Below are 15895 nucleotides of genomic sequence, written 5' to 3'. Positions count from 1 at the left end.
AGGAGATGCAATAGTGCTTCTCGCATCAGTTCCACCTGATAATTTGTACTCTGTTTAAATAATAGTACTAAGAAAACAATGTACTAAAGATGCTACTACCAAGACCGTTTTTTATATTTTCACTTGACTCCAATTTTCGCCTGATTTAATTCGTCTTATTTGCATTTCGCTTACGCCAAATTGTTTAGCAATCATCTTCAATCTTGTGGTTTGTCCCGGTTTTGATAATATTTTTTTTATCAGCATCACTTTAGTAATCGTCAGTTTCCTTCCGTTTGATTCTAAATTGTGTTTCACTAAGTTCAATTGCGCCTCTTTCACATAGGGACTTTCTCTTCTATGTTGAGCCATTTCTTCTTTAGTTGCCCATTTTAAGTTTCGGTAGTCATCATTATCACGTTTGCGATCTAAATGTAAAACGTGAATTTGTTCCTCCGAAGTTTTCGGGATAAAATATTCTGCTACAAGTTTGTAAATAAAAAGATGTTTATTTTTAACTTGCCCATCACTGTACAGCTTATACCGGAACATTCTGTATCCATCAGTCATCGCTCCTTTTAATTCTCTTGCACATTTCATGTTATCTACAAAGCTAATTAGTCTTCCTTTGTTTGAAATTGCGTAGCGTAGTTTTAGTTTATCCTCAATAATTATTTCTTTAAACTCCTCATTTGGATAAAGTCTAATCATTTTCATTTTTTCAAGTTTCATAAGATAAAATATTTTAAAGATTATACATTTAGAATTTTTTCATCCGAAAAACCGAAAATCATTCCTTCATTGGCGGTTCCCAAAAATGCTTCTCAAAGTCTATTATTTGATTGTCTATAACTACAATTCCTTCACTTTCCAGTAACTGTTGCATGAGATTTGTACCATCAAAATGAAATTTTCCGGTAAGCAATCCTTTTCTATTGACCACTCGATGTGCAGGAACGTCCTCCATATTGTGCGAAGCATTCATTGCCCAACCTACCATTCGTGCCGATCGTGCCGCACCTAACGCTTTTGCAATAGCGCCATAAGAGGTAACCTTACCATAAGGAATTTGCCTTGCAACTGCATAAACACGTTCAAAAAAGTTATCATTTGACATATCGGTAAAGGATAAAAAGTAAAAACCTCAAAGAGACTTTTTTTTTAATTTTCTAAATAATACCTAACAATGTTAAAAAGGGTAATAAGAGATACTACTCCCGTAATACTACCAATTATTGTATTCATGTTTTTTAACATACTATCGGCTTTGTTTTCAATTTTTTGAAAGAAACGAATGTAAAAATAAAACACAAGTGCCGACCCTAAACCAACACCGCTTACAAAAGTAAAAACAGACAAATTATCAAATGAAAACAGTTGATACGATGACAAGGTTACACTGATAAATACGTAATACGGAATAGGAAAAAAGTTCAAAGCAGACAACAACATTCCTAAAAAGAACCGTTTTTTGGTACTTTTTTTATCGATTTTGGCCTTCTTGATTTTTGGTTTTTTGGCAATCCACAAAAAATAAATCGTTAAAGCTCCAAAAATTCCAAATCCTATTTCGCGTAATAGAATAACAATATCGGGACGCGTATTGATGATAGTGGCAAATAATATCGCCAAGTACGCTTGCAGAAAAATTATAATTATTGCTCCCAACACAAACCAATAGGCGTTTTTCCTACCCTCTTTTAGATTCACTTTGGCAGCAGTCATATTGATTAATCCAGGCGGAACAATCCCTACAACTGCGGTAATAAATCCTAAAAATAAAGGTAAGATAAAATTCATTTACTGGTTTTCAAAGATTGAAAGCAACTCCATTAATTGCGCTAGATAGCGTAATTAATCTTTAATTTTAAATCGAATATACGTAATTGCTTTGTTAACTTGCAAATATTGTTTTTCGTAAAAGGTCTGAAAAGCAGTTACTTCCTCAGGACTTCCTTCATTCACGTATACATTATGATTAGCATACAAAACTTCGTGACCTTCCCCATGAAGCAATCCTAAAGTGTATCCGTGCATGAATTCACTATCTGTTTTTAAATTTACAACTCCGTCTTTTTTAAGGATTTTTTTATACAATTGCAAAAATTCCGAATTGGTCATACGGTGCTTTGTACGCTTGTATTTAATTTGAGGATCTGGAAAAGTAATCCAAATTTCATCGACTTCATTTTCGGCAAAAACGTGATTGATCAATTCGATTTGAGTTCGAATAAAAGCCACATTATTTAATCCAGTTTCCACAGCCGTCTTAGCACCACGCCAAAAACGAGCTCCTTTAATGTCAATTCCAACAAAGTTTTTATTTGGATATCTTTCGGCAAGACCAACTGAATATTCTCCTTTTCCACAACCTAATTCTAAGACCAATGGATTGTCATTTTTAAAAAATTCAGTGTTCCATTTTCCTCTTAAAGGAAATAAATCACCTACTACTTCTTCTCTTGTTGGTTGAAAAACATTTACAAATGTTTCGTTTTCCATGAATCTCTTTAATTTATTTTTGCTTCCCACGATTTTCTCAATATTTTACTACGTACAATTTGACCTAAAAGGTCTCAAGCAGCAAAATTAAGGAAATATATAAGACCGAAGCGCATCGTCAAGGATTATTTAACAGCAACGGTAGCAATAACAAAAAAACTTCCCGATACCTTTTTTACTTTTCTCCATTATTACAAGAACAATTTTAGTAAAAAAATAAAACAATGACAGCTGTAAACTACAATTACAATCAAAGTCACAATTTGACTTACGATAGGTAAATACGACAAAAAACCTAGGCTGTATCGAGAAGTTGGGTTATAAAACCCCTTATTATTCTGTGCACTCAATAGGAAACAAGGTTTCATCGTGTTGCGACAAATCCAATCCTATAATTTCTGATTCTTCAGAAACGCGCATTGGTATGATTCTATTGGTGATTTTAAACAAAAGATAAGCACCAAAAAAAGTAAAAATAGACACTAAGACCAAGGCAATCATATGGTGTCCAAAAACACCCCACCCACCATGCATCAAACTCGCATTTTCGCCATGAGCAAAAACAGCTGTTAAAATCATTCCCATTATTCCGCCTACACCATGACAAGCAAATACGTCTAGCGTATCGTCAATTCGGTTTAAAAACTTAGCATGTACCACAAAATTAGAAACGATAGCTGCAATAAACCCAAAGAACATACTCTCTGGAACCGATACATAACCCGCAGCTGGCGTGATTGAGACCAATCCAACCACAGCACCAATACAAGCACCAAGCGCCGATACTTTTCGTCCGTTAATTCGATCATAGAAAATCCATGTTAGCATAGCCGCCGCCGAAGCAGTAGTTGTCGTTGCAAATGCCATAGCAGCAACACCATTAGCCTCTAATGACGAACCCGCGTTAAAACCGATCCACCCAAACCAAAGCATTCCTGTTCCCAATAAAACAAAAGGAATATTAGTAGGCACATGATTGCTATTGTTTCTCTTACCCAAAACAATAACACCCGCCAAAGCCGCAAAACCAGCACTCATATGCACTACAGTTCCACCAGCAAAATCTTTTACTCCAAAAAACGAACCTAAGATTCCCGTAGGGTACCAAACAGCGTGACACAAAGGAGCATATATAAATAATGTAAAGAGACAAATAAAAAGTAAATACGAAATAAAACGAACACGCTCTGCAAAAGAACCGGTGATAATGGCCGGTGCAATCACAGCAAATTTCATTTGAAACAAGGCGTACAACATAAAAGGGACTGTTGACGCTAACTGTTTATGTGGCAACATACCCACATAATCCATAAAAGCAAAACTGGTAGGATTACCCACAAAACTATAAAAACCTGTTCCAATGTGTATTCCCATAGGCTCACCGAAGGCCAAACTAAAACCAACCACTACCCATAGCAGTGTTACCACACCCAAACAAATAAAACTTTGCAACATGGTCGAAATCACATTTTTCTTGCCCACCATTCCTCCATAGAAAAAAGACAAGCCAGGAGTCATGATCAACACCAAGCAGCAAGAAGTTAACATCCAAGCCACATCAGCAGGAATAATTTGATCTACTGAACCAAAATTGGCCAAAATAGGATTTAATTCTGACACAGCTGGCCATAACACTCCAGCAATACAAACAATACTTATAATTACAAAGGCAATAATCCAGCGACTCTCGGTTTTCATATTTAATAATTTTACCCCATTAAAACAGGGGGCAAAGTTAAAAAAAAATTATATTTTATAAAAAAACCAACCCATAAGAAGGGAGTATCTCCAAATTATAATCAAATTAGCAACCATCATAACGATATAATAACAGAACCCTATTTTATACCAACGATCTGAACCTATTTTTGAGAATTATGTTTTAATATTATTCTTACTTCAATTTACAACTTACTGTTTTGACTTAACTTTTAGTTTATTTATAACAATATCCTCCAAGGGTGTTTTAATCTTAATGACTTCATTTGCATTTTCATTAGGGATGGTCATTGACAAAACGTATTGTTGTATTTTCCATTTCCCTCCCGTTTTAACTAGTACACCAGAACCGCGACACACCTTCATTTGCGTACTTAATAACTCATCAAACCAAGCAAATTTTCCTGTCTTGTCAAAAAACACATGACGCTCAATGGCTGTAAAGCTCCACGCTTTTCCTTTATCGAAATGCGGTTTAGCATACGCTTTAAAATTTATTTTATTCCAATTTTCTGAAGCATCCGTTCCTATAAAAATTGCATCCGGACTCATCAAATCAAAATAAGTTTCAAACTGCGCATCGGCAGCAGCTTTGTGCCAAGCATCTAGCACTGTATTTACTTGTAGTTCTTCTTGTTTAGTACGATTTTGTGCAACTGCACAGGAAGAAAAAAACAGTAATAAGAAAATAGAAAGAAATGTATTTTTCATAAAAAACGAATTAAGTAAGGGAATAAAAAACAGTTAAAAATCTTTGAAAGTCAGCGTAATTAGCACTAAAATCGTACTTATTATTAGTTAATTTTTATATATAATCCTAAATTGCAGTTTATTAACTTTTTAATGTATTTTTACACCGATTTAGTTTTTAAGTCTAATATATGAAAAAAATTTACACTGCTTTATTCTTTTTTACAATTGCCTTTGCTGTCTCCATTAGCGCTAGCTCCTGCAAAAAAAACAATGTTCTAGCATCCATAGAAGACATATGGCTTCATGACTTATCCGCAACTCCATTTGACAGCACTGAAGTTGCCTACTTTTTTGGCAAACACCCTTTACTACAAAAATACCAGGTTGATGTAAAAAACCTTTATCGCAAACACGAGTTCAAGTACGTTTGGTACAATGAAAATGGCATCAATGAGTTTGCCAATGTTTTATACAATAAGATCATCAACCTACCGGAAGAAGGCATTATCAAAGCGATTCCATATAAAACAGAATTTGACTTAATATATGAAGGACCAAAAGACAGTAAAACACCCAATGTTAATTCGGAATTATTAACTACTGCTTTGTATTTCTTTTATATTGACCAAGTTTATCATGGTATAGACGCAGCAAAATCAAATGAGATGGAATGGTTTTTACCGCGTGAAAAACAAACTTATGGCACTTATACCGACTCGCTACTCATTGACCCATCACTAATCAAGAAGGATAAAAAAGCACTCTTTAGTCAATACTATTTATTAAGAGATCAATTAAAAAAATACCGCCAAATTGAAAAAAAGGGAGGTTGGGACAGCATCACACTTCCAGCTGGTGTTAAAACATTAAAAATTGGTGATAGTGTACAAGCGATAGGACAAGTACGCAAAAGATTATTCCTTGATGGGTTTTTAACAACCGATTCTGAAAGCCGTATTTATGACGAAGCACTAGCAGATGCCGTAGTAGCATTCAAAAAAACACGTGGCATCAAGGGTGACAAATTACTTTATGGCTCTACCTTGAACTACCTAAGCACACCTGTTAACTCACTTATAGAAACACTGGTTGTTAATATGGAACGCTGTAGATGGGTTACCAAAGATATTGCTGAAGCAAATGAAGTCATAGCTGTCAACATCCCATCGTACGAATTGAATTATTTTAAAAGCGGCAAAAGCATCTTGAACCTCAACGTGGTTGTGGGCAAAACACTAAACAAAACCGTTATTTTTAGTGCACCGATGAAGTACATCGTTTTTAGCCCGTATTGGAACATTCCAACAAGTATTATTAAAAAAGAAATTTTACCTGGAATAGCGAATAACAGCAACTATCTTGCCCAACATAATATGGAATGGAACAACGGAAGAGTGCGTCAAAAACCGGGTTCTCGCAACTCATTAGGTCTCGTTAAATTTTTGTTCCCTAATTCGAATGCTATTTACCTGCACGACACTCCGTCGAAATATTTATTTAGCAAAGACAAAAGAGCATTTAGTCATGGATGCATACGTGTCCAAAATCCAGAGTTGCTTGCCGAAACAATTTTGAAAAGCGACCCAAAATGGGATGCCGAAAAAATACAAGAAGCAATGCACAACGGCAAAGAATCATGGTACACTCTTAAAAACAAAATACCCGTATACATAGGCTACTTTACCAGCTGGGTAGATGAAGAAGGTGTTTTGCATTTTTATGACGATGTTTACAAGAGAGACGCTGCACTTGCTGCTTTATTATTCGAAAAATAAAATACGGTTTGAACCCAAAAAAAAGAACACTTTCGCCAATAACGAAAGTGTTCTTTTTTATATATGATAAACTACCTGATATTGAAATCCTAGTGCTCTTTTTGTTTTTCGAAAGTAGTAGATAGTGATTTTTTAATTTTATCTAAAGCAAGGTGAAACGCTTTCTCGACTGAATCAGCGTGAGCTGTAACCGCCATAGGTTGTAAATTAGCTGGACGAGCTTCAATCATGCAACGTTTATCATTTACACCTGATTTATCACTGTTTTCATCTCCTATATGCACCTCGATCCTGGTGATTTTATCATCAAAACGCGCTAATGATTTTTCCATTTCACCTGTAAAATAAGTTTCTAATCTTTGGTGTCCTTCTATGTTTTTGTCTGTATTGAATTGTATTTTCATCTTTTAAAGTATTTATGATTGTCTCTCAAAGTTAACGAACGAGAAGCCAAAAAACGAATGAATTAGTAAAAAATTATGAATTAAAATAGCAATACAGTCGCTCAGAGCCACTTAGACTCGCTCGTATTGTTAAATCGTGTTATCACAGTGGTATTGGACTATCCTGCCTTTATTTTTAGCCTGATCTACTACATCTACTAATAAAAAAAACGCTATTCTTTCGAATACCGTTTTCAATTTAATCTATGGTTATTTGAGTACCGATTGTCCTAGCCCTGATGGAAGCGGCATCCTTTTCCTTTTTTCTTTAAAAAGGAAAAGATACAGCGAACAGCAGGAAATAGCTCCTAACTCTTATTTTGGCAAAGTTGTAATTCCCATATTGTATAGCGTAAATGCTTGAATATCGACATTTTCTTGAATGCTTGCCGCTACGGATTTCCCTGCTCCGTGACCTGCTTTTACATCAATGCGAATTAAGGTAGGATTTGATCCAGTTTGTTTTTCTTGCAACTCGGCTGCAAACTTAAAACTGTGCGCTGGCACTACTCTATCGTCATGATCACCTGTGGTTACCATTGTTGCGGGATAATGCGTTCCTGCCTTCACGTTTTGCACTGGCGAATAGCCTTTAATGTATTCAAACATTTCTTTGCTGTCTTGAGCGGTTCCGTAATCGTACGCCCAACCTGCTCCTGCAGTAAACGTATGGTAACGCAACATATCCATCACACCCACGGCCGGTAAAGCGACTTTCATCAAGTCAGGACGCTGTGTCATGGTTGCACCCACAAGCAAACCACCATTTGACCCACCACGAATGGCAAGAAAATTGGTCGAAGTGTATTTTTGAGCAATTAGATATTCGGCTGCAGCGATGAAGTCATCAAATACATTTTGTTTTTGCATTTTAGTACCTGCATCGTGCCATTTTTTACCGTATTCACCACCACCACGCAAGTTAGGCACGGCATAAACGCCTCCGTTTTCCATCCAAACAGCATTGGCAATACTAAAACTTGGCGTCAAGCTTACATTAAACCCACCGTAACCGTAAAGCATGGTTGGGTTTTGTCCGTTTAGTTTTAATCCTTTTTTGTAGGTGATGATCATTGGGATTTTAGTCCCGTCTTTTGAAGTATAAAAAACTTGTTTTGACTCGTAATTTTCACTTTTGAAATCTACATTAGGTTTTGCATAGACCGTTGATTTTCCTGATTTTGGTTCTAAAGCATAAACCGTTACTGGCGTAGTATAATTGGTAAACGAATAATACAGCGTTGTATCGTCTTTCTTTCCGCCGAAACCTCCAGCAGTTCCTACGGCTGGCAATTTGATTTCGCGAATCATTTTTCCTGTATAATCGTATTGTTGCACTACTGAAACGGCATCTTTCATATAGTTAGCAAAGATAAAACCCGCTCCTGTTGAAGGAGATAACACATTAGTCGTTTCTGGAATAAAATCAACCCAATTCGCTGGCGATGGAGTAGCAAAATCGACAGTAACAATACGCTTGTTAGGCGCGTGCAAGTCCGTCTCTATAAACAATTTGCTTCCTGCGGTTTCTATGATACTGTTGTCACTATTAAAATTGTCAACGATGGTAATAATAGGGCTATTGGCTGTTTTTAAACTTTTAATGTACAATTCGTTTCCGTAAGTAGAGTTAGCCGCAGATATCACGAGATACGCATCATCCTCGGTTACATAACCACCTACGTAGCGGCGTTTTTGGTCTGCGCCAAAGATCACTTGATCGTCCTTTTGCGCCGTTCCTAGTTTATGGAAATACAGTTTATGCTGATCCGTTTTAGCAGAAAGCTCGCTCCCTTTTGGTTTTTCATAGCTTGAGTAGTAAAAACCTTCGTTACCTCTCCATGACAGCCCGCTGAATTTAACATCAACAATGGTGTCTTCAATCACTTTCTTAGACAAAACATCCATGATGATTACTTTACGCCAGTCGCTACCACCTTCGGAAATGGCGTAAGCTACTTTAGAACCGTCTTTGGAGAAATCCAACCCACCCAAAGAGGTTGTCCCGTCTTTAGAAAAAGTATTGGGGTCTAAAAAAACTTCTTCTTTACCAGCTCCGTCTTTTCTATAAACAACAGATTGATTTTGCAGTCCATTGTTTTTTGAAAAATAAGTAAAGCTCCCTTCTTTTGAGGGCGCTCCTATTTTTTCGTAATTCCACAATTTCTCCATGCGGTTTTTTAGCGCATCGCGAAAAGGGATTTTATCTAAATAACCGTAAGTAACTTCATTTTGTGCTTTTACCCAAGCAGCAGTTTCATTCGAACGATCGTCTTCTAGCCAGCGGTAAGGATCGCTAACAGCGGTATCAAAATACGTATCGACTACAGTCCCTTTTGTGGTAACCGGATATTTTATGGGTTCTTGTTTTTGTGCAGTTGCAACCATTGTTGGGAGTATTGCCATTATCAGAATTAATTTTTTCATTAGTATCTTTTTATTGGTTTAACAAAACTATCGCGTTCTTTGAATAAGAGAGCTATGGTGTATGTGTCGTTGAAAGCGGTGTTTTGTTACTTGATTGTGATGAATAATTACTACGCAGAGGTGCACGGAGGTAACACAGAGCATCGCAAACTGTTTTTTAATAGATTTCGAGTAAAAATTGTTACGCGGAGGCGCACGGAGGTAACGCAGAGCATCGCAAACTGTTTTTTAATAGATTTCGAGTGAAAATTGCTACGCAGAGAGGCACGGAGGAAACGCAGAGCATCGCAAAGTGTTTTTTAATAGATTTCGAGTAAAAATTGTTACGCGGAAACGCACGGAGGGAACGCAGAGCATCGCAAATTTTTTTTAATAGATTTCGAGTAAAAATTGTTACGCGGAAACGCACGGAGGGAACGCAGAGCATCGCAAAGTTTTTTTAAACAGAATGCGGGTAAAGTTTGTTACGCGTAGGCGCACGAAGACAGCACAGAGCATCGCAAATTGTTTTATTTCACCATTAAGAAATCAAGAAAATTAAGCGGAATACTTAATTTACCTTAATCCCTTAATGGTTTTTAAAAATCAAACTTATTATTTGTTTAAAAAAATCGGAGAATTTCTACGTTCCACTCTGCGAAACAAAAAATTAATTTTCCAGCAACCACAGTTTACGGAATTCACCGTCTTTATCATAATCCTTAGCCTGTTTTTCGATGTTGAAATAACGGTGTTTTCTTGGGTCGTTGCCTACACCTGCGAGGTAAGCCCAGTTACCCCAATTGCTACACACATCATAATCGATTAATTGCGATTCAAAGTAAGCAGCACCCATGCGCCAATCCATTTGTAATTCGTTACAGAAATAGCTGGCTACATTTTGGCGTCCGCGGTTGCTCATGAATCCTGTTTTTTTCAATTCCAGCATATTCGCATTGATAAAATCAGAATCGGTTTTTCCGTTGATCCATTGTGATAGTGCGCTTTCGCTCGCTTTCTTAGAAATGGGTTTTTCAGGTTGAATTCCGGTATAGAGAAAAAATTTGGTTTGGTATTTCTTGAACATAAAACGAAAGAAATCACGCCACAACAACTCAAAAACCAACCAATAGGTCGAATCATTAGCTCCATTTTCTTTTTCATACTTTTTAATTTGATCATAAATCGCTCTTGGCGAAATACACCCCATGGCCAGCCAAGCAGAGAATTTAGACGAATAATCTGCGCCTACCATTCCGTTGCGGGTTTCTTTGTATACTGACAGTTGTTTGGTTTCAAAAAAGTAATAATGCAAACGGTTCAGCGCAGCGGTTTCTCCTCCTTTGAATTGTATCGCGGCACGAGATTCTTTTTTAGGTTTTTTTAAATCTAAATCTTTCCAACTCGGTATTTCCATTGGCGCGATTTCAGGCGAAGTTATCGCTGTAGGAACTTCAAAAATGGGTCTGATAGTCGCGTCAAATTCGGTTTTCTTTCTAAAAGAAGTAAACACATCTGGAATGTCTTTGATTGAAAAAGGCAGATCCTCAGCATGATACAATGTACTTGTACTAAACGTTTCTAGTTCACAACGCAATTTAAACAAAGCGTCCTGTACCTTTTTTTCGGTTTGTTTTTCTTCATAAGCCACTTCTCGCTTTGCAAATACTTTTTGGGCACGATATTGCAACACAATTTTAGCAATTTCCTCTTCCGGTTTTCCTTTTAAAACCACTAAACCAGAGCCTAATTTTCTCAAATTAGCGTCTAAGTCTTGTACCGATTCTAATAAAAACTGGGCGCGATAATTGCCCGTTTTATTAAACCCATACGTTGTGGTTTCAAACTGCGCCTCATCAAAACAATACACAGGAACCACTTGATCACTTTGAGCAATCGCTTTTACTAATGCTTCATTATCTAGTAATCGTAAATCTGTTTTAAACCAAACTATTGCCGTTTTCATTATAAGTTGTTTATGTTGTTTAAATAATAATTTGCTTGTTCGAGTAACGCTGCTTTATCATCTACTTTCATTTTCCTCCAAACATTGTACATCATGCCTATGCGAGGATTTTTCCCTAATTTATCTTCCTGTTTGTCATAAAAGTTCCAGTACAAACTATTAAAAGGACAGGCTTTATCACCCGTTTTTACTGCTTTTTTGTAATAACAAGAGCCACAATAATGACTCATTTTATCGATATACGATGCGGAACTGACGTACGGTTTTGTACCTACGATGCCGCCATCAGCAAACTGACTCATTCCTCGTGTATTGGTAATCTCGACCCATTCAATAGCATCGATATAAATACCAAGATACCAAGCGTCTATTTCATCAGGATGCACTCCGGCTAAAAGCGCAAAGTTTCCCGTTATCATCAACCGCTGGATATGGTGTGCATAGGCAAAATTCAAAGATTGATTGATGGCGTCTTTTAAACAATTCATTTTGGTCTTTCCTGTCCAAAACCAATCAGGTAACTTTTCTTCATTATTAAAAAAGTTCATCGTTGCATATTCGGGCATTTTTAACCAATAAATACCGCGCATGTACTCGCGCCAACCTATAATTTGCCTCACAAAACCTTCTAGCTGATTGTATTCTATTTTATCAGGGTTGTCTCGCCAAGCTTGAATTGCTTTTTCGATCACCTCTTGTGGGGAAATCATCTTGATATTCATCGAAAAAGACAATCTAGAGTGATACAACGACCACTCATTTGGCGTCATGGCGTCTTGATAGCTACCAAATAAACACAGGCATTCGTCGATAAAAAAATCTAATAATTCTAGTGACTGTTCTCTATTTATAGGCCAAACAAAATTAGCTGCATCTATTGTTCCAATGGTTTTAACATCTGTCTTGTTAACTTCCGCAAGAATATCCGTCACATTATTGGAAAAAACTAAAGGTGTTGTTGGCTTGTGATTTTTGGGTAATTTTTTTCTATTTTCGCTATCGTAATTCCACTTTCCTGTCAAGGGCTGATCGCCTTCCATTAGCACATTGTGCTTTTTACGAAGCATGCGATAAAAATTCTCCATAATAAACGTTTTTTTTCCTTCGAAAAAAGTCCCCAGTTCCGTTCTTGAAGTAAAAAAATGTTCGCTATCAACCGCTGCTGTTTCGATAGCAAGAGAATTGGCAAAATCCTTCAACATTTGATCTACTCGAAATTCATCGGGTAACTGGTATTCAAAATGCGTAAACTGATGTTCATCAATTAACACCATTAAATTTTTATCGAATGCTTGCAAGTTAGCTGGATCATTCAGCTGTAAATAAATAACGTTATGATTATTGGCTTTTAATTCTTTGGCAAAAGCCTGCATGGCAGCAAAAAAACCAACAATTTTCTGGATGTGATGCGTGGCGTAATCCGTTTCTGTGCGCACTTCCATCATCACATAAGTCACCGACTCCTCATGGGTTTGAAACCAAGAATGATTGCTATTGAGCTGATCTCCTAAAATTAATCGTACTGTTCTCTTCATTTTATTTATTCATTCGGCATTTATCACTACAATATTTGACTTCGTCCCAGACTTTTTCCCATTTCTTGCGCCAACTAAACGGTCTTTGACAAACCACACAAATCTTTGAGGGTAGGTGTTGTTTTTTAGTGTTTTTCATGCGCAAAATTGATTCGGTTTCTTTTCCATTCAATCGCTACTGCTGAACCTTCGGCAATAAAAACAGCTTCAGGTTTGGTTTGGTTCAAAACCGAAAAGGCATTTCCATACATGGCTTTAAAGTCGCAGTCAATTTTATAGTCCAATACTTCATTTACCAACCATGACGGGTGTTGTAATTTGTATTCTTCGGTATTATTTTGATCCACTTTGGTATAGCCGTAATAATGTTCGAATATGAATTTTTCTAAGGATCCTTTTGCCATCATTTTCGAGTTGGTTGCCGCATTGACTGCTATACTATTCCATCTGTTGTTTAAAAGCCACTCAAATTGTACATCCTTGTGAGGAGCATCTGTTTTTATTTTATGTTTTGTGGGCACCACCGTATAATGTTCTTTATACAACTTATTAGCCATCCAAGCCACAATAGGATACGGAATGGTTTCATTGATAAAAACCACTCCTCGTTTTACGGTGTTTCCCTCTTTTCGAGCCACATAAAAACGCAAATTGATTTCTTCAAATGTTCCAAAATAAGGAATTGGAACACCAAATAATTTTGTATCCTTGAACATAAATCCCACCAGACTGACATAGCATTTACCATCAAACAAGTCTAATTCTACTCCCTTTGGCACAAACGGTTTTAATAGTACAGGATCAATAACATAATTGGCCATAATGATGTTTTCCCAATTTGCTTTTAAAAAAATAGTCATCTTGAATTTGTCTTTTTAGTTCTTTTATTAGGATTCGAAACATGCTTTTTTAAAATCCGTTGTCCTTCTAGTTTGACTTCGTCTTTTTTTCTAAAACTCCAGACGATATCGCTGGCATATTTTCTCGTTTCTTCAATATTAACGATGGGCTCCGGATAGTCCTTCCCAATTTCGCAGTTGTAAAATTGTTGTTCGATGGGATTTAATTTCCAAGGTTCATGTATTAAATTAACAGGAACCTCAGCTAGTTCAGGCAACCATTGTTTGATAAAAACACCTTCAGAATCGTGATCTTCGGAGTTTTTTATGGGGCTGTAAATCCGAATGGTGTTTATCCCAGTTGTACCAGACTGCATCTGGATTTGTGGATAATGAATTCCAGGTTCATAGTCTAGAAATTGCCGCGCCAAAAAATGCAATTCACGCCAATCTTGCCATAGATTAAAGGTAAAGAAAGAAACCACCATGGCCCGCATCCTAAAATTGATATAACCCGTGGCCACCAAACAGCGCATGCAAGCATCAACAATAGGCACACCTGTTTTTCCTTCTTGCCAAGCTTTGATGTAGGTTTCGTTTTTTGGTTTAACCAAAGCGTCATAAGCACTATTGACGTTTTCAAATTCCATGCGGCATTCGTCTTCAAATTTTTGAATAAAATGACAATGCCAATGCAGTCTGGAAACAAAATTAAGAATGGCGCGCTTGTTCTTCGACCCTTCATAATGTTGGTTCGTGTACTGGTAAATCATTCGCATGCTGATATTGCCGTACGTTAAATAGGGCGACAACCGACTGCATCCTTTACGGCTCAAAGCTGGTTTTGAAATGTGCTTACTGTAATTGACATAGCGCTCTTTTACAAAACTATCCAAATAACGCCAAGCCAAGTTCTCGCCCCCTTTTTGGAAGTTTTTATTAGGATTCACCATTTCCTCCAACAAGGGTTCGCCTCGTAATTCCTGATACAAACCACCCTCTAACTGTGCCAACTTTAAATCCTGAACCGCAATCATTTTGGGTTCGCCACGCATGACATCTTCCCAGCGTTTGTCCCAATGTTGTCTTGATTTTAATCTGCGAATCACACCATGCATTTGCGATTCTTTCCATTCAATATTGTTTTTTATAAAAAAATCCTGCATGGCTATATCCCGATCAAAAGTGATTTTGTTACCAATTTCTTGATGGGAGAACACCGTTTTTATAGCGTAGTTTTTTACTAACTCTGTAAAAACAGTAGTTGCTTCATTATGGAAGTGATAAAAAGTTCCGTTGATGGCATTCAGTTTTAACTGTAAATCCTGAATCGATTCGAATATAAAACGCCAATGACGCACATCGGCATCCGGATAACGCATCACCGAAGGTTCAAAACAATAAACAAAAAGCAAGGGCAAACCTGAATGATGAGCAGCAAATAGCGCTTCGTTGTCTATAAATCGAAGATCTCGCTTGAACCACACAATATTTACAGTAGGTCTACTCACAGTTTTTGGATTATTGTTTAACCTTTTTAAATTAAGATTAAACAAATATACAAAACAAGTTTTAAACAGCGTCGCATTTTTAGAGATATCTATGATCGAGTTGCTTTTAAAAGTTGTTACACAGAGATGCGCGGAGGTACAACAAAGACACACAGAGATTTTTTTAAACATAAAGAAAATGATGAGCAAAACTTAAATGACCTTAAATAGTTAAAATGGTTAAAAGTCTTTATCCTTCTCTGCTTTTACTTTGAGAATCGCTGCGAAACATAAAAGCATAAAAAAACCATTAAGAAATTAAGAAAATTAAGCGCAATTCTTAATGAACCTTAATCCCTTAATGGTTGGTAAAAATTAAACTGCTTGTTTCTCTAAAAAACACTGCGGAACTATGGGGCTTCGTCAATACCTCTCTGTGAAACATAAAACGTAAATGACTTATATGTTAAAAATAAAAAAACCATTAAGAAATTAAGAAAATTAAGCGCAATACTTAATGAACCTTAATCCCTTAATGGTTGGTAAAA

14 protein-coding genes are annotated in these 15895 nt (G+C 36.6%); 1 reads left to right on the top strand and 13 read right to left on the bottom strand.

The annotated features are described in order from the left end of the window. Positions 1-111 precede the first annotated feature (111 nt). The 6 genes from H8R24_RS10475 to H8R24_RS10450 all read right to left on the bottom strand — a co-directional run bounded on the left by H8R24_RS10475 (position 112) and on the right by H8R24_RS10450 (position 4911). Entirely contained in the window at positions 112-711 is a 600-nt protein-coding gene (locus H8R24_RS10475) for a phage terminase small subunit-related protein (protein WP_225876805.1), read from the bottom strand. 58 nt (positions 712-769) lie between these two features. Next, positions 770-1096 carry an MGMT family protein gene (locus H8R24_RS10470; protein ID WP_187018796.1) on the bottom strand — a complete coding sequence of 109 codons (327 nt, stop codon included), beginning with the start codon at positions 1094-1096 and terminating at the stop codon, positions 770-772. A gap of 44 nt (positions 1097-1140) precedes the next feature. Further along, positions 1141-1779 carry a LysE family transporter gene (locus tag H8R24_RS10465; protein ID WP_187018798.1) on the bottom strand — a complete coding sequence of 213 codons (639 nt, stop codon included), beginning with the start codon at positions 1777-1779 and terminating at the stop codon, positions 1141-1143. Positions 1780-1833: 54 nt separating this feature from the next. Then, complete coding sequence (trmB, locus tag H8R24_RS10460) at positions 1834-2511, bottom strand: tRNA (guanosine(46)-N7)-methyltransferase TrmB (RefSeq protein WP_187018800.1); 678 nt, start codon at positions 2509-2511, stop codon at positions 1834-1836. Positions 2512-2814: 303 nt separating this feature from the next. Further along, positions 2815-4179, bottom strand: coding sequence for an ammonium transporter (locus H8R24_RS10455; RefSeq protein WP_187018802.1), 1365 nt, complete (start codon positions 4177-4179; stop codon positions 2815-2817). Between the two features lie 213 nt (positions 4180-4392). After that, positions 4393-4911, bottom strand: coding sequence for a nuclear transport factor 2 family protein (locus H8R24_RS10450; protein ID WP_187018804.1), 519 nt, complete (start codon positions 4909-4911; stop codon positions 4393-4395). Positions 4912-5081: 170 nt separating this feature from the next. On the opposite strand from H8R24_RS10450, the gene H8R24_RS10445 reads away from it, so the two are divergent. Beyond that, the gene (locus tag H8R24_RS10445; protein WP_187018806.1) at positions 5082-6668 is read left to right on the top strand and encodes a L,D-transpeptidase family protein; all 1587 of its coding nucleotides are present in this window, start codon (positions 5082-5084) and stop codon (positions 6666-6668) included. An 89-nt stretch (positions 6669-6757) separates the two neighbouring features. Here the strand turns inward: H8R24_RS10445 and H8R24_RS10440 are convergent, their stop codons facing one another. The 7 genes from H8R24_RS10440 to H8R24_RS10410 form a co-directional block, all read right to left on the bottom strand. Then, the gene (locus tag H8R24_RS10440) at positions 6758-7072 is read right to left on the bottom strand and encodes an HPF/RaiA family ribosome-associated protein (protein ID WP_187018808.1); all 315 of its coding nucleotides are present in this window, start codon (positions 7070-7072) and stop codon (positions 6758-6760) included. 354 nt (positions 7073-7426) lie between these two features. Further along, on the bottom strand, positions 7427-9517 hold the full coding sequence (locus tag H8R24_RS10435) for a prolyl oligopeptidase family serine peptidase (protein ID WP_225876806.1): 2091 nt from the start codon (positions 9515-9517) through the stop codon (positions 7427-7429). Positions 9518-10187: 670 nt separating this feature from the next. After that, the gene (locus H8R24_RS10430) at positions 10188-11483 is read right to left on the bottom strand and encodes a DASH family cryptochrome (RefSeq protein ID WP_187018812.1); all 1296 of its coding nucleotides are present in this window, start codon (positions 11481-11483) and stop codon (positions 10188-10190) included. After that, entirely contained in the window at positions 11483-13018 is a 1536-nt protein-coding gene (locus tag H8R24_RS10425) for a cryptochrome/photolyase family protein (protein WP_187018814.1), read from the bottom strand. The genes H8R24_RS10430 and H8R24_RS10425 overlap by 1 nt, the downstream gene beginning before the upstream one ends. Before the next feature lies 1 nt (position 13019). Further along, the gene (locus H8R24_RS10420; RefSeq protein WP_187018816.1) at positions 13020-13157 is read right to left on the bottom strand and encodes a DUF2256 domain-containing protein; all 138 of its coding nucleotides are present in this window, start codon (positions 13155-13157) and stop codon (positions 13020-13022) included. Continuing rightward, a complete protein-coding gene (locus tag H8R24_RS10415; protein ID WP_187018818.1) occupies positions 13144-13878 on the bottom strand; it encodes a YqjF family protein in 735 nt (244 codons plus the stop codon). Before H8R24_RS10415 ends, H8R24_RS10420 begins: the two co-directional genes overlap by 14 nt. Continuing rightward, positions 13875-15368: a cryptochrome/deoxyribodipyrimidine photo-lyase family protein gene (locus H8R24_RS10410; protein WP_187018820.1), complete on the bottom strand. Its 1494-nt coding sequence runs from the start codon at positions 15366-15368 to the stop codon at positions 13875-13877. Before H8R24_RS10410 ends, H8R24_RS10415 begins: the two co-directional genes overlap by 4 nt. Between the last annotated feature and the right edge of the window lie 527 nt (positions 15369-15895).

The organism is Flavobacterium muglaense (assembly GCF_014305155.1).
In the GTDB taxonomy this organism is placed as follows: domain Bacteria; phylum Bacteroidota; class Bacteroidia; order Flavobacteriales; family Flavobacteriaceae; genus Flavobacterium; species Flavobacterium muglaense.
Note: the sequence above shows the minus strand (reverse complement) of the source record. Positions and strands in the feature narration are given on the sequence as shown.

Bases quoted from the DNA above. Each gene is read 5' to 3' on its own strand.
- H8R24_RS10475 (WP_225876805.1), bottom strand. From the start codon at position 711: ATGAAACTTGAAAAAATGAAAATGATTAGACTTTATCCAAATGAGGAG.
- H8R24_RS10470 (WP_187018796.1), bottom strand. From the start codon at position 1,096: ATGTCAAATGATAACTTTTTTGAACGTGTTTATGCAGTTGCAAGGCAA.
- H8R24_RS10465 (WP_187018798.1), bottom strand. From the start codon at position 1,779: ATGAATTTTATCTTACCTTTATTTTTAGGATTTATTACCGCAGTTGTA.
- H8R24_RS10455 (WP_187018802.1), bottom strand. From the start codon at position 4,179: ATGAAAACCGAGAGTCGCTGGATTATTGCCTTTGTAATTATAAGTATT.
- H8R24_RS10450 (WP_187018804.1), bottom strand. From the start codon at position 4,911: ATGAAAAATACATTTCTTTCTATTTTCTTATTACTGTTTTTTTCTTCC.
- H8R24_RS10445 (WP_187018806.1), top strand. From the start codon at position 5,082: ATGAAAAAAATTTACACTGCTTTATTCTTTTTTACAATTGCCTTTGCT.
- H8R24_RS10440 (WP_187018808.1), bottom strand. From the start codon at position 7,072: ATGAAAATACAATTCAATACAGACAAAAACATAGAAGGACACCAAAGA.
- H8R24_RS10435 (WP_225876806.1), bottom strand. From the start codon at position 9,517: ATGGCAATACTCCCAACAATGGTTGCAACTGCACAAAAACAAGAACCC.
- H8R24_RS10430 (WP_187018812.1), bottom strand. From the start codon at position 11,483: ATGAAAACGGCAATAGTTTGGTTTAAAACAGATTTACGATTACTAGAT.
- H8R24_RS10425 (WP_187018814.1), bottom strand. From the start codon at position 13,018: ATGAAGAGAACAGTACGATTAATTTTAGGAGATCAGCTCAATAGCAAT.
- H8R24_RS10420 (WP_187018816.1), bottom strand. From the start codon at position 13,157: ATGAAAAACACTAAAAAACAACACCTACCCTCAAAGATTTGTGTGGTT.
- H8R24_RS10415 (WP_187018818.1), bottom strand. From the start codon at position 13,878: ATGACTATTTTTTTAAAAGCAAATTGGGAAAACATCATTATGGCCAAT.